This is a genomic window from Arthrobacter jinronghuae (genome assembly GCF_025244825.1).
GTDB lineage: Bacteria > Actinomycetota > Actinomycetes > Actinomycetales > Micrococcaceae > Arthrobacter_B > Arthrobacter_B jinronghuae.
This window is the reverse complement of sequence record NZ_CP104263.1, coordinates 1,350,870-1,363,262: the sequence shown is the minus strand read 5'-3', so window position 1 is coordinate 1,363,262 and position 12,393 is coordinate 1,350,870. Positions and strand designations below refer to the sequence as shown.

Below are 12,393 nucleotides of genomic sequence, written 5' to 3'. Positions count from 1 at the left end.
GTGGATCCCGTCTCCGCACGGAACGCCCTGTGCCCCTTTGGACCAAGGAGTAAACATGGCCAATACTCTCTCCGGGTCTGCTCCCGCTGCGCTCCAGGAGTATTACCGCGTCCTGGCATCCGGACCGCAGGCATATGGTGACGGCAGCGAACTCCGTGCCCTCCTTTCAGACCGGCTGGACTTCACCGGTTCCCTTGCAGGCCATCGTCCCGATGCCACGGACGGCTTCCTGCAGGGGGTCGCTGGCTTCATTGGAACGGTGCGGAGCATCAACATCCTGCGCGAAGTGCACGACGAATCGGGGTCCGCGGTCCTTTACGACGCCGAGCTGCCGGCCGGTTCGGTCCGATTCGCGGAATTTTTTACCTTTGAGGACGGCGTGATCGACAGCCTCAATCTGCACTACGACGGAGCGGATTACATCGCCAAGGGTGGCCGCTGACGGCGGACTGTCTCGCGCAGCGTCGGCACACTACTTACCGGCCAAGCCCCGAAAGCTCCGCCCGCAGGTCCGTCCCGCCGGTGTGGAGGATCGTTCGGAACCCCATGGTCCGTGCCATAGAGATGTTCTGCGTGTTGTCGTCTATGAAGACGATGTCCTCGGGAGCCGCACCCAGACCGGCAACCACCCGCTCGAAGATCTGCCGGTCCGGTTTCACCAGGCCCATCCGTCCGCTGAAGTACAGCTTGGAGAAATACTGCGCCCAGGGCGATTCGGCGGAATACCTGCGCGACATGCCGTCCGGCATGTTGGAGAGCAGGGCAAGGTTGGCTCCCTCGCTGTGCAGCGTCTCCAGAACCCCCATAGTCCGGGGATTCAGATGCGCCCACTGCGCTGCGTCCAGTTCCTCCAGAGTGTCCACCTCGGCCTGGCCCGCGTCCCGGCCCAGCACGCTTTCCCAGTACTGCGCCGGGGTCAGCCGGCCGGCGTCAAAGTCTTCGCGCCGTCGCCAGTACGGGCTCGTTCCAGCCTCCAGCTCCCGGAAGCCGGTTGCCTGCTCCAGCAGCCCCCAGTCCTCCGGAGCAGGAGCCGTCGAAATCACCATGCCGTAATCGAAGAGGTACCAGCGGGTTCCACGGGGAGTCATCGCCACAGCTTAGCGAACGGTCCGGAGTGCGGCAGACAGGTGTGGCTCCCGCCGGGCTCCGGAAACTGATCTGCACCGGCAGGGCTTAAACGCAGCAGGCCCCGCCGGATAACGACATCCGGCGGAGCCTGCTGGCTGGTTGGATAACCCTAGCGCTGAACGGCACCGAACCGTTCGGCGGCCAGGGCGACGGCGGCCGCCCGCGCCTCGGAGGCTTCGTCCGCGGTCAGGGTCCGGTCCGGCGCGCGGAAGCGCAGTGCGAACGCGAGCGACTTGTGCCCGGGCTCAATGCCCTGGCCCGCGTAGACGTCGAACAGTGCCACGTCTTCGAGCAGTTCCCCCGCACCCTCGCGCAGTGCCTCGCGGACCTGCTCGGCGGGAACATCCTCTGCCACCACCAGTGCCACGTCCTGCGTGGAAATGGGGAAGCTGGAAATCGGACGGGCCACGATGACGTCGGGGGCGGCGTCGAAAATCGCATCCACGTTCAGTTCCACAGCCACCGTGCGGGCGGGCATGTCCCGTGCGGCCAGGAGCTTGGGGTGCAGTTCGCCGGCGTAGCCCACGGTTTCACCGCTGCGCAGGGCAACGCGTGCGGTGCGGCCCGGGTGGAACGCCTGGTGGGTACCCTGTTCCACCACGAGTTCCACACCCAGGACGTCGCCCATCAGCTTTGCGAAGTCGACGGCGTCGGCCCAGTCCCAGGCGCGCGGCGTGTTGCCTGCTCCGGGGGCGGATTCGTGGCCGGCCAGCAGGACACCTACGTGCAGCGGCTGGTCCGGAATTCCGGCATACAGCTCATCGAGGACGTCGTCGGACGGCTTGGCGCCCAGCGGCGGGATGCTCTCCGTGCCCAGGTGCTCGCCGGGCAGGAAGACCGTGCCGGATTCGAACAGGGCCAGGTCACGGAAGCCGCGGGACATGTTGCGCTTGGCCACCTCGAACAGACCGGGCAGCACCGAGGTGCGCAGGTAGCCGTACTCGGCGCTGAGCGGGTTGGCCAGCTTGAGCGCCGGCCGCGTGCCAACAGGTGCACCGAAGGTGTTGTTGTCCGCCTCGGTCACAAACGGGTAGGCCAGCACTTCGGTGAGCCCGGCAGCCGCAAGGGACTGCATCAGGCGGCGGCGCTGCTGCTGCAGACGGGTCAGACCGCGTCCGGGAGGGGCCACCGGCAGGGTGGACGGGATCTTGTCGTAGCCGACCAGCCGGATGATTTCCTCGGTGAGGTCCTCGCGCGTCTCCAGGTCCGTGCGCCAGCTCGGGGGCGTGACCAGGTAGCCGTCGTCGGTCTTCTCGACGGTGGCGCCCAGATCCTCGAGCGCTCCGGTGATCTGGGACTCGGTGAAGTCCAGGCCGATCAGCCGGGCCGGGAACTGCGCAGCCAGTTCGATGCGGCGCGGCGCGGGGGCCGTGCCGACGTCGGTAATGGACTCGTCGGCCGTGCCGCCGGCGAGTTCCACCAGCAGGTCCACCGCACGCTGCGCCGCGACGTCCGCCACGTTCCAGTCCACGCCGCGTTCGAAGCGCTTGGACGCTTCGGAGGGCAGCTTATGCCGGCGCCGGGAGCGGGCAATACTGACTTCCTCAAAGTGGGCGGCTTCGATCAGGACGTTCTGCGTTCCGTCGGCAACCTCGGTGGCAGCTCCACCCATCACGCCGGCGATGCCGATGGCACCGGAGCCGTCAGTGATCAGCAGGTCTTCCGGGGAAAGCCTGCGTTCCTTCTCGTCCAGGGTCTTCAGGGTCTCCCCCTGGGCTGCGCGGCGCACCACGATCTCGCCGGTGAGCTTATCCAGGTCGTAGAAGTGCAGCGGCTGGCCGAGTTCGAGCATCACGTAGTTGGAAATGTCGACCACAAGCGAGATGGACCGCATGCCGGCCAGGCGCAGGCGCGAGGACATCCACGGCGGGGTGGGCCGGGAGGTATCGACGCCGCGGACGGTCCGTGCCACGAACCGGTCGCAGCCGGGCTTGCCGTAGATGGGCGCGGCGTCGTCGAGACGCACCGGGTAACCGTTGCCGTCGGCCTGCGGAACAACGACGGCGGCAGCCGGGTCAGTGAACTTGGTGCCCGTGGCGTGGGCGTATTCGCGGGCGGCGCCGCGGATGGAGAAGACATAGCCGCGGTCAGGGGTGACGTTGATTTCCGCCGCCTGGTCGTACAGGCCCAGGAGCTCCATCGCGTCCGTGCCTACCTCGGGGTCCAGCCCCAGGGTGGAAAGCACCAGGATGCCGTCATGGTCCTCGCCGATGCCGAGTTCACGGACGGAGGCAATCATGCCGGCCGAGACGTGGCCGTAGGTCTTGCGCGGGCTGATGCGGAAGTCTCCGGGCAGCACGGCACCGGGCAGGGTGACAACAACCTTGTCCCCCACCTTGAAGTTGTGCGCGCCGCAGACGATGCCCTGCACGCCGGAGGGCTCGATGCCCTTGCCGGTCAGGGTCTGCTCGGCACCTTCCGGAACCACCCGGACCGAGCACCAGTTGATGGTCTTGCCGTTGCTCTGGGCCTCCGGCTCCATGCTGAGCACCTGGCCCACCACGATCGGACCCTGCAGCTCGTCGGTGGGACGGTGGACGTCCTCCTCCTCCAGGCCGACCTTCACGAGGTCTTCCATTACGTCTTCGGCGGTTGCGTCCGCCGGCACCTGGGCATACTCGCGCAGCCAGGAAAGTGGGATTCTCACTTAGATCTCCATCCCGAAGTGTTCGCTGAAACGTACGTCGCCTTCAATCATTTCGTGCATGTCCGAAACCTCGTTGCGGAACATGAGGGCACGGTCAATGCCCATGCCGAAGGCAAATCCTGAATAGACCTCGGGGTCGATCCCGGCGGCGCGGAGCACGTTGGGGTTGACCATGCCGCAGCCGCCCCATTCGATCCAGCGCGGGCCGCCCTTGGCGCCCGGGTGCCAGATGTCCAGTTCGGCGCTGGGCTCGGTGAAGGGGAAGTAGTTCGGGCGGAGCCGGACCTTTGCCTCATCGCCGAAAAGGACACGGGTGAAGTGTTCCAGGGTGCCGACCAGGTCAGCCATGGTCAGGCCCTTGTCGATGGCCAGGCCTTCGAACTGGTGGAAGACCGGGGTGTGTGTGGCGTCCAGCTCGTCGGTGCGGAACACCTTGCCGGGGCACAGCACGTAAATCGGCAGGTCCCGTTCAAGCATGGAGCGGACCTGCACCGGTGAGGTGTGCGTCCGCATCACCAGGTGCGCCTCGGGCGGCTCCACGAAGAAGGTGTCCTGCATTTCCCGGGCCGGGTGGTCCGGCTTGAAGTTCAGTGCGTCGAAGTTGAACCACTCGGATTCCACCTCGGGGCCTTCCGCGATTTCCCAGCCCATGCCGACGAACACATCCGCCACCCGGTCCTGCAGGGTGGAGATGGGATGCCGGCCGCCGATGTGACGGCGGCGGGGAGCTGCTGTGACGTCCACGGCCTCTTCGACGAGGATCCGGGCGTCCCGCTCCGCTTCGAGCTCAACGGTGCGGGCGGCGAGCGCGGAGTTGATCCGGCCGCGGGCGGGGCCCACGAGCTTGCCGGCGGCGGCCTTCTGGTCCTTGGGGAGCTTGCCGATGGCCCGGTTCGCTCCGCTCAGCGCCGACTTCTCGCCGGTGACGGCAATCCGGACCTCCTTGAGCTCGCTCAAGTCCGCGGCAGCGGCAATGGCGGCGAGCGCCTGCTCGACGGCGGCTGCTATGGCGGCTTCATCCAGCGGATTCGGCGGCTCGGGCTGGGTGCCCTCAGGGGAAGTATCTGGGGAACCGGTCCCCGGTGTGGAGTTAGACATGTACTGTTCTTACCTGTTTCCGGCCCTAGTTGGGTTCTGGCTTATCATTGCAAGTCTAGTAGACGCCCCCGACTGGGCCGTCATACTGCCGCAGGGAGGTGCCATGCCGTCCGTACCGATCGTTCTCCGCCCGCACGCAGTCTCCATCCGCCGCTGGATCAATCTGTTGAATCTCTCCACCCCTGCGGGTGTGCTGCTGGCACGGGCAACCGGGTGCAGCATCACCCCGGGGCCGCAGAAGGTCACCCTCGCCGAGGGCTATCCGCTTCCCCTCCCCCGTGCGGCCGCCTTCACCGTCGGCAACGTGGTCCTCTACCGTTCCTCCTCGGCCCGCCGCATCCACGCGCCGGACAGCCCGCTGCTGCGCCACGAGATCCGCCACAGCTCGCAGTACGCACTCCTGGGCCCGTTCTTTCTGCCGGCGTACTTCGCCGCCGCGGCCCTCTCCCGCGCCTTCGCCGGGGATCCGGCCTCGGGGAATCCGTTTGAACGGCTCGCAGGACTGCGCGACGGCGGCTACCGTCCGAACCCCGGAAGGCCGCGGCGGCGTCCCCGGGCCGCCGGTCCGGGCCGACCCCGCCATCCGTTCCGCAGCAGCTAGAGCTATCCCTCGATTCGAACATATGTTCTAATAAGGGAATGAGGTGGCAAGGTCAGGAACTCAATGCACCGCCCGCGCAGGGCGACGATAACCGCACCGGTCGCGTCACAGCTTCCCGGACAACACCTCCAGGCACAGACGCTCCCGGCTCTGCGGCAGCCGATTCCGCGCTGCCCCTTCCCGCCGGGCCCGGCACCACCGATCCCCTGATTCCCCTGCAGGGCCTGGTCCGTTCCGTCCGCACTCCGGACTTTGCCGGGGTGACGTTCCACGAGGTCCTGGCCAAGTCGGTACTGAACAAGGTGGGCGGCGGCTCGAACATGCCCTTTGAATGGACCGTCAATCCGTACCGCGGCTGCAGCCATGCCTGCGTTTACTGCTTCGCCCGCAAGACCCACACCTACCTGGATATGGACAGCGGCGCAGATTTCGACAGCCAGCTGGTGGTCAAGGTCAATGCTGCCGAGGTCCTGCGGCGGGAACTCACCCGGCCCTCCTGGCAGCACCACCATGTGGCCATGGGAACCAACACTGATCCCTATCAGCGCGCCGAGGGCCGCTACAAGCTGATGCCCGGCATCATCCGTGCGCTGGCAGACAGCGGCACCCCGTTCTCCATCCTGACGAAGGGCACCCTGCTGGCGCGGGACATCCCGCTCCTGAAGGAAGCCTCCGCCCAGACCGAGATCGGGATGGGCATTTCACTGGCGCTGGTGGATCCGGAACTGGCCAAGCGGGCGGAACCGGGAACGCCCACACCCCGTGCACGGCTGGAGCTGATCAGCCGCCTCCGGGACGCCGGCCTGCCGTGCTCGGTCATGGCCATGCCCATCCTGCCGTGGCTTACCGACGGCGACGAATCCCTGGACGCCCTTTTCTCCGCGCTTGCTGCTGCCGGGGCCACGGGTGTCACGGCAGGAGCACTGCACCTGCGACCCGGAGCCCGCGAGTGGTACCTGCAGTTCCTGGCCCGGCACTACCCGGAGCTGTCCGGCAAGTACGCCGACCTGTACGGCAAGGGCACCTACGCATCCAAGGAATACCGCGACTGGCTGGCCGGGCGGATCCGGTTCTTCAAAGCCAAGTACGGCTTCACCGGCGGCGCCCGGTTCCTGCGGCCGGCGGGGGAAACCGCTCCCGGAGCGGGAAGGCCGGATGCCGCACCGGCTGCCAGCCAAGAGGCACTGTTCTAACTTCCGGCAGCAACCGTTTGCTGCAGGGCGGTAACGATCGGCAGATCAGCCGGTATCCAGGGCAGCTCCATCAATGCCTTTTCGGTGAGCTCCACCCAGCGAAGCTCGTCGTGGTCTTCCAGCGGCTCGGGGGTCCCATCGGTGACTTCTGCCAGCCACACGCGCATTGCGGCGGAGCGGTTGAGCGGCCAGCCCTGCTCCAAGGGGCGAGGGACTTCAGCACCCAACTCGACCCTGATCCCGAGCTCCTCTGCCAGTTCCCGGTGCAGCGCCTCCATGCAGCCTTCCCCCGGTTCCACCTTTCCGCCGGGGAACTCCCATAATCCGGCGAGCGCTTCGGGAGCGCTTCGGCGTGCTGCCAGGAGCTTCGAGGGCCTGGCCAAGGAATCCAGGATTGCAGCGCCCACCACCTGCACAGCGGGCGATGAACGGGGAGCTGTTGTACCGGTCTGGCTGGAGTTCTCTTCTGAATGCACACCCCGAGTTTAACCGGTTAGCCCGATGCCCTTGGTCCTCCGGGGCGGTGCGCTGCCCACCGCAACCGTGGCATCGGTTTCCTCATCCCGGAGAATCTGCGGGGACAGGCCTGCCGCGGCAAACAGCCCGCTCACCGCACTTGCCTGTTCCCCGCTGCATTCGAGCAGGACCTTCCCCCGGGAACCGAGCCACTGCGGAGCTTCGCTGATGATGCGTCCCACCGTATCGAGTCCGTCCCGGCCGCCGTCGAAGGTGGCGGCGGGCTCGTAGTTCCGTGCTTCGCGCGGCAGCGTGGCCAATGCCGCGGTGGGGACGTAGGGTGCGTTGGCAACAACGAGGTCGACCTTCCCGCGCAGCTCGCCGGGCAGCGCCAGAAAGAGGTTCCCCTCCAGGACGGAGGCCTGCGGCAGATTGCTGCGGGCACATTCGACTGCTTCCGGGTGAAGGTCGACGGCGTATATCCGGCAGTCCGGTACGGCCGCCGAGATTACCATCGCGACTGCCCCCGACCCGCAGCACAAGTCCACCACCAGGGCCGTACGCCGTCCTGCAAGCACATGAACCGCCTGTGCGGCCAGGAACTCCGTACGCCGCCGTGGAACAAAGACTCCCGGCCGCAGCGCAACCCGAAGACCTCCGAAAGACGCCCAGCCAAGAATCTGTTCCAACGGCTGCCCGGCCAGCCGACGGGCCACCATGAGCTCCAGCACCGCTGCGCCCGGGGCGTCCGACAACAGCAGGAGCGCTTCTTCTTCAGCGAAGACGCACCCTGCCTCCCGCAGGCGGGACACCAGCCCCTCGGGAATTTCACGGCTCTGCACGCGTTAACGGTGACAGGCCGACACTGCCGCCACCAGTCCCCCGTTATATCGGCCACGCCCCCTGCATCAGGGAACCTTTCCCGTGCGCAGGTGTGCACTAGGCTTGAGGGGACGAAGCCGTCCCGGCGTCCGGCAGGAGCATTTCCTGCTCGTTGACCGTGAACGCCGTCCGCAGCGGCACAGCCGCATCCCCCACTCTTGAAAGCGAACATGTCCCGGAGCACTACCGCGCCCATTTCACTGTCCGGCCAGCGCACACCCGGCAACCGCCATACCACCGCAGCCAAGGCCATAGTTGCCTTGGCCGTGGGCAGCTTCGCGATCGGCACCACTGAATTCAGCATTATGGGCCTGTTGCAGGAAATGGTCGAAGACCTGGGCATCTCCGTCCCCGCGGGCGGCCACGTGATCTCTGCCTACGCAATGGGCGTTGTGGTGGGGGCTCCCGTGCTTGCCGCACTCGGAGCCCGGATGCCCCGCAAGACCCTGGTACTGGGCCTGATGCTCTTCTTCGCCCTCAGCAATCTGTCTTCGTTCTTTGCTGCGGATTATTCGTGGCTGCTCTTTACCCGGTTCCTGTCGGGGCTCCCGCACGGCGCCTTCTTCGGCGTTGCAGCGGTCATTGCTGCGTCGCTGGTGGCACCGACGCGCCGGGCCTGGGCCATCTCCATGGTCATGCTGGGACTGAGCATCGCCAACGTTGTAGGAGTCCCATTTGCGACCTGGCTGGGACAGCAGGCAGGGTGGCGGTGGATGTTCGTCCTGGTGGCGGCCATCGGTCTCCTGAGCGTTGCCATGGTGGCCCGTTTCGTCCCGTACCAACCACCCCTGGCCGGTGCCAGCATCAAGGGTGAGCTCAGCGCCCTCGGACGTACCCAGGTGTGGCTGGCCCTGCTGGTGGGAACTGTCGGTTTCGGCGGATTCTTCGCCGTGTATTCCTACATCGCGCCCACCATGACCGAGGTGGCAGGCGTCTCCGAGAACGTGCTGCCCGTCGTCGTCGGGCTCTACGGCGTGGGCCAGGTGATAGGCAACGTGGCCGGCGGAAGGCTGGCCGATATCAATGTCATGGGCAGCATCTACGCGATCCTGGGCGGCACGGTGGTAATCCTGCTGGCCTACGCGTGGGCGGTGCAGTACGCGGTGACCGCCATGGTGCTGGTTTTCCTGGTGGGGGTGATCGGCTCAATGCTGACGCCGCCGCTGCAGACCAGGCTGCTGGATGTTTCGCCGGGTGCCGAGTCGCTGGCATCCTCACTGAACCATGCGGCCCTGAACCTGGCCAATGCGCTGGGAGCGCTGCTGGGCGGCGTCGTTATTGCCTGGGGCTGGGGGTACCGCTCCCCCGCTGTGGTGGGAGCGGTACTCGCCCTGCTTGGTTTGGCTATTGCGCTGATCAGCGGGTCACTTGACCGGCGTCCTGCGCGTTCTTCGAAGCAAATACATCAGGCTCCAGGTAAATAGCGGTAGCGATCGGCACGGCGGCACGGATCCGTGCTTCCGCAGCATTGATGCCGTCCGCAATCTCCTGCCCGGTGTCGCTCTTGGCCATGGTGATCTTGGCCGCCACAAGCAGTTCCTCCGGACCCAGGTGCAGGGTCTTGAGGTGGATGATCCGCGTATCGGGGTCTTCCTGGATGGCAGCTTCAATCCGGCGGACGTCAGCCTGCGTTGCAGATTCACCGAGCAGCAGGGACTTCGTCTCCATGCCCAGAATCACGGCGATGCCCACGAGCAGGATGCCGATCATCGCGGTGCCCAGCGCATCCCAGATGCCGTTGTGGGTCACCAGGGTCATGCTCACGCCGAACAGGGCGAAGACCAGACCGAGGAGTGCGCCGAGGTCTTCGAGCAGGACGACCGGCAGTTCCGGTGCCTTGGCAGTACGGACGAACTGCTTCCAGCTCTGCTTGCCGCGCGTATGGTTCGATTCCCTGATGGCCGTGCGGAAGGAGAACGCTTCGGCAATGATGGCACCGACGAGCACTGCCAGCGGCACCCACCACCAGCGGCCCTCGATCGGGTGCGGATCCTGCCACTTGTGGTACGCCTCGTAGAGGGCGAACAGTCCGCCCACGCTGAAGAGGACGATGGAGACGATGAACGCGTAAACGTAGCGTTCACGGCCGTAGCCGAAGGGGTGCTCGGGACTGGCCTGGCGCCGTGCGCGTTTGCCGCCCACGAGCAGCAGTGCCTGGTTGCCGGAGTCGGCAACCGAGTGGATAGCCTCCGCGAGCATGGAGGATGAACGCGTCAAGGCGAAGGCAATGAACTTCATGACCGCAATGGCCAGGTTGGCGCTCAGTGCCGCGATAATCGCCTTATTCCCGCCGCTGGCAGACATATAAGACCATCTCTTTGTACGTGGATTGGCTGGTCCGGCTGTCCGGAGACAACCGTTACCAATACGCTACATGGGAGAAGTTCTGCCGGGATACGACGGCGCCGGGGGTTTGCTGTCAGCGGGGTTTGCGCGGAGAACCTGCGGGTTACCCGTTCTGTGCGCGCGCGGAGGCGTAGAGGCACACGGTTGCAGCCGTGCCGACGTTCAGGCTCTCTGCCCGGCCGTAGAGCGGGACAGCGACGCGGTGGTCCGCTGCGGCCAGCTCGGCGTCCGACAGTCCCTGGGCTTCGTTGCCGAAGAGCCATGCTGTGGGCTGCTCAAGCTGCGGAAGGGCCGCCTCTGCGGCTGCGTCCTCCCCATCGGGGCGGGAACTGGCGGCAGCCGCGGTTCCGCCGAAGCGGCGCACCGCGCTCAGGTCCTGGAGCCGGTCCAGATTGACGTTGCCGTAACCGTCGGCGGCCAGGACCGTCACGCCTGCCGCCTGCAGGGCGTGGATGACATCGGTGAAGTCGGCGCCGGTAACCACCGGCAGGTGAAAGAGCGACCCTGCGGTGGAACGGACCGCCTTGGGGTTGTAGATGTCCACGCTGGACGCCGTGAGCACTACGGCATCGGCACCGGCGGAATCCGCTGCCCTCAGCACGGTGCCCGCGTTGCCGGGATCCCGCACCTCGCACAACACGGCAACGAGCTTCGCACCCGCGGCGAGGACATCCTCGAGCGTGGCCGTGGAGGTGTGGCAGACAGCCACAATGCCCTGCGGGGAAACGGTGTCAGCCATGGCGGCCAGAACTTCGTCGGTGGCCAGGCGGAGCATGACGCCGGAGGCCAGATCAGCCAGCTCCGGCAGACGGTCCAGGCAGGCCTCGGTGGCATAGACCTCGTGGACGACGGCGGGGCCGCCGTCGACCGCAGCCGCACGGTGCGCGGAAAGCGCCTCCCGTACGGCCTGCGGACCTTCGGCCAGGAAGCGGCCGGTTTTTAAGCGCGAAGAGCGCCCGGCAAGCTTCGCTACATCACGGACCCGATCGGCTCGGGGGTTGGACATAAGCGGTGCCTGCGGGCGCCCTTCAAGGTTCATCGGCGTTTGGGAACCGACTTAGCCCTGGAACTTCTGGCGGGATTCTCCGCCAGCAGGCTCCAGGCCTGCAGCCTTGGCTGATTCAACGGAGTTGAACCAGTACTCGGCAACGGTCTGCTCGTACCAGGTGGAACCCGGGACGTGGTACTTACCCGAACCCAGGTTGCCCTTGATGACGAAGCCTTCCGGGGCGTCGCCCTCGGAAGCCTTGAAGCCGCCCTGAGCGGTGGCAACGGCAGCAGCCGGCTTTTCAGCGGCGGCCGGAGCAGCAGCCTTGGCAACCGGAGCAGCTGCGACGGCCGGAGCGGAGGTGTCGGACGGCAGTGCGTCCTTGGCCAGCTGGACCAGTGCGGCGAAGGCAGCAGCGTCATTGACGGCCAGTTCAGCCAGCATGCGGCGGTCAACCTGGATCTCGGCCAGCTTCAGGCCCTGGATCAGGCGGTTGTAGGTCAGGCCGTTGGCGCGGGAAGCAGCGTTGATGCGCTGGATCCACAGGCGGCGGAAGTCGCCCTTGCGCTTGCGGCGGTCGCCGTAGCTGTACACAAACGAGTGCAGCAGCTGCTCTTTGGCCTTACGGACCAGGCGCGAACGCTGTCCGCGGTAACCCTTGGCGCGCTCGAGAATAACCCGACGCTTCTTGTGGGCGTTAAGCGCCCGCTTCACACGTGCCACGTGCGTACTCCTTTTGGTAAATCTCCCCGACTTCAAAAAAGTCTCTGCACCTGTAAACCCAGGCGGGGAAAGCTTGATGGGTGACGCCGGCCCGGACGGGTCGGCTATCGGGGACTGGCTAGATGCCGAGCATCTTCTTGATGACCTTGGCGTCCGCCGGTGCCACGAGCTTGTCGTTGGCGAGGCGGCGGGTCAGCGTGGAAGGCTTGTGCTCCAGGTAGTGGCGGCGGTTAGCCTGCTGGCGCTTGAGCTTGCCGGTACCGGTCAGCTTGAAGCGCTTCTTGGCGCCACTGTGGGTCTTCATCTTCGGCATGTCTACCGATCTCCTTTA

General features: G+C 66.2%; 13 protein-coding genes. 4 read left to right on the top strand and 9 right to left on the bottom strand.

The features are described 5' to 3' along the window. Positions 1-55: 55 nt before the first annotated feature. Entirely contained in the window at positions 56-442 is a 387-nt protein-coding gene (locus N2K98_RS06345) for a hypothetical protein (protein WP_255799040.1), read from the top strand. 34 nt (positions 443-476) lie between these two features. Here N2K98_RS06345 and N2K98_RS06340 read toward each other — a convergent pair whose 3' ends face one another. The 3 genes from N2K98_RS06340 to pheS all read right to left on the bottom strand — a co-directional run bounded on the left by N2K98_RS06340 (position 477) and on the right by pheS (position 4,873). After that, positions 477-1,088, bottom strand: coding sequence for an HAD family hydrolase (locus tag N2K98_RS06340; RefSeq protein ID WP_255866407.1), 612 nt, complete (start codon positions 1,086-1,088; stop codon positions 477-479). 149 nt (positions 1,089-1,237) lie between these two features. After that, positions 1,238-3,775 carry a phenylalanine--tRNA ligase subunit beta gene (pheT, locus tag N2K98_RS06335; RefSeq protein WP_255866408.1) on the bottom strand — a complete coding sequence of 846 codons (2,538 nt, stop codon included), beginning with the start codon at positions 3,773-3,775 and terminating at the stop codon, positions 1,238-1,240. Beyond that, positions 3,776-4,873, bottom strand: coding sequence for a phenylalanine--tRNA ligase subunit alpha (gene pheS, locus N2K98_RS06330; RefSeq protein ID WP_255866409.1), 1,098 nt, complete (start codon positions 4,871-4,873; stop codon positions 3,776-3,778). Between the two features lie 103 nt (positions 4,874-4,976). Here pheS and N2K98_RS06325 point away from each other — a divergent pair, with 103 nt between their 5' ends. Together N2K98_RS06325 and N2K98_RS06320 are read left to right on the top strand one after the other, a co-directional pair. Further along, on the top strand, positions 4,977-5,474 hold the full coding sequence (locus tag N2K98_RS06325; protein ID WP_255866410.1) for a hypothetical protein: 498 nt from the start codon (positions 4,977-4,979) through the stop codon (positions 5,472-5,474). A 38-nt stretch (positions 5,475-5,512) separates the two neighbouring features. Next, on the top strand, positions 5,513-6,667 hold the full coding sequence (locus N2K98_RS06320; protein ID WP_255866411.1) for an Rv2578c family radical SAM protein: 1,155 nt from the start codon (positions 5,513-5,515) through the stop codon (positions 6,665-6,667). Here the strand turns inward: N2K98_RS06320 and N2K98_RS06315 are convergent. Both N2K98_RS06315 and N2K98_RS06310 read right to left on the bottom strand, forming a co-directional pair. Continuing rightward, on the bottom strand, positions 6,664-7,143 hold the full coding sequence (locus N2K98_RS06315) for a (deoxy)nucleoside triphosphate pyrophosphohydrolase (protein ID WP_308219846.1): 480 nt from the start codon (positions 7,141-7,143) through the stop codon (positions 6,664-6,666). The two genes, N2K98_RS06320 and N2K98_RS06315, sit on opposite strands and share 4 nt — an antisense overlap. A gap of 9 nt (positions 7,144-7,152) precedes the next feature. After that, positions 7,153-7,965 carry a putative protein N(5)-glutamine methyltransferase gene (locus N2K98_RS06310; protein ID WP_255866412.1) on the bottom strand — a complete coding sequence of 271 codons (813 nt, stop codon included), beginning with the start codon at positions 7,963-7,965 and terminating at the stop codon, positions 7,153-7,155. Positions 7,966-8,175: 210 nt separating this feature from the next. Here N2K98_RS06310 and N2K98_RS06305 point away from each other — a divergent pair, with 210 nt between their 5' ends. Next, positions 8,176-9,429: an MFS transporter gene (locus tag N2K98_RS06305; RefSeq protein WP_255866413.1), complete on the top strand. Its 1,254-nt coding sequence runs from the start codon at positions 8,176-8,178 to the stop codon at positions 9,427-9,429. On the opposite strand, the gene N2K98_RS06300 is transcribed toward N2K98_RS06305, so the two are convergent. The 4 genes from N2K98_RS06300 to rpmI form a co-directional block, all read right to left on the bottom strand. Further along, positions 9,362-10,309 carry a cation diffusion facilitator family transporter gene (locus N2K98_RS06300; protein ID WP_255866414.1) on the bottom strand — a complete coding sequence of 316 codons (948 nt, stop codon included), beginning with the start codon at positions 10,307-10,309 and terminating at the stop codon, positions 9,362-9,364. The two genes, N2K98_RS06305 and N2K98_RS06300, sit on opposite strands and share 68 nt — an antisense overlap. 145 nt (positions 10,310-10,454) lie before the next feature. Further along, complete coding sequence (locus N2K98_RS06295) at positions 10,455-11,390, bottom strand: TrmH family RNA methyltransferase (RefSeq protein WP_255866415.1); 936 nt, start codon at positions 11,388-11,390, stop codon at positions 10,455-10,457. A gap of 18 nt (positions 11,391-11,408) precedes the next feature. Then, on the bottom strand, positions 11,409-12,062 hold the full coding sequence (gene rplT, locus N2K98_RS06290; RefSeq protein WP_255799030.1) for a 50S ribosomal protein L20, sunset domain variant: 654 nt from the start codon (positions 12,060-12,062) through the stop codon (positions 11,409-11,411). A 118-nt stretch (positions 12,063-12,180) separates the two neighbouring features. Beyond that, positions 12,181-12,375, bottom strand: a complete 195-nt coding sequence (rpmI, locus tag N2K98_RS06285; protein ID WP_146363238.1) for a 50S ribosomal protein L35 — start codon at positions 12,373-12,375, stop codon at positions 12,181-12,183. Positions 12,376-12,393 lie beyond the last annotated feature (18 nt).

What these genes read in the sequence shown, in the direction of transcription:
- N2K98_RS06320 (WP_255866411.1), top strand. Translation starts at nt 5,513, where the DNA reads ATGAGGTGGCAAGGTCAGGAACTCAATGCACCGCCCGCGCAGGGCGAC.
- N2K98_RS06300 (WP_255866414.1), bottom strand. Translation starts at nt 10,309, where the DNA reads ATGTCTGCCAGCGGCGGGAATAAGGCGATTATCGCGGCACTGAGCGCC.
- N2K98_RS06345 (WP_255799040.1), top strand. Translation starts at nt 56, where the DNA reads ATGGCCAATACTCTCTCCGGGTCTGCTCCCGCTGCGCTCCAGGAGTAT.
- N2K98_RS06295 (WP_255866415.1), bottom strand. Translation starts at nt 11,390, where the DNA reads ATGAACCTTGAAGGGCGCCCGCAGGCACCGCTTATGTCCAACCCCCGA.
- N2K98_RS06305 (WP_255866413.1), top strand. Translation starts at nt 8,176, where the DNA reads ATGTCCCGGAGCACTACCGCGCCCATTTCACTGTCCGGCCAGCGCACA.
- N2K98_RS06340 (WP_255866407.1), bottom strand. Translation starts at nt 1,088, where the DNA reads ATGACTCCCCGTGGAACCCGCTGGTACCTCTTCGATTACGGCATGGTG.
- N2K98_RS06325 (WP_255866410.1), top strand. Translation starts at nt 4,977, where the DNA reads ATGCCGTCCGTACCGATCGTTCTCCGCCCGCACGCAGTCTCCATCCGC.
- pheS (WP_255866409.1), bottom strand. Translation starts at nt 4,873, where the DNA reads ATGTCTAACTCCACACCGGGGACCGGTTCCCCAGATACTTCCCCTGAG.
- rpmI (WP_146363238.1), bottom strand. Translation starts at nt 12,375, where the DNA reads ATGCCGAAGATGAAGACCCACAGTGGCGCCAAGAAGCGCTTCAAGCTG.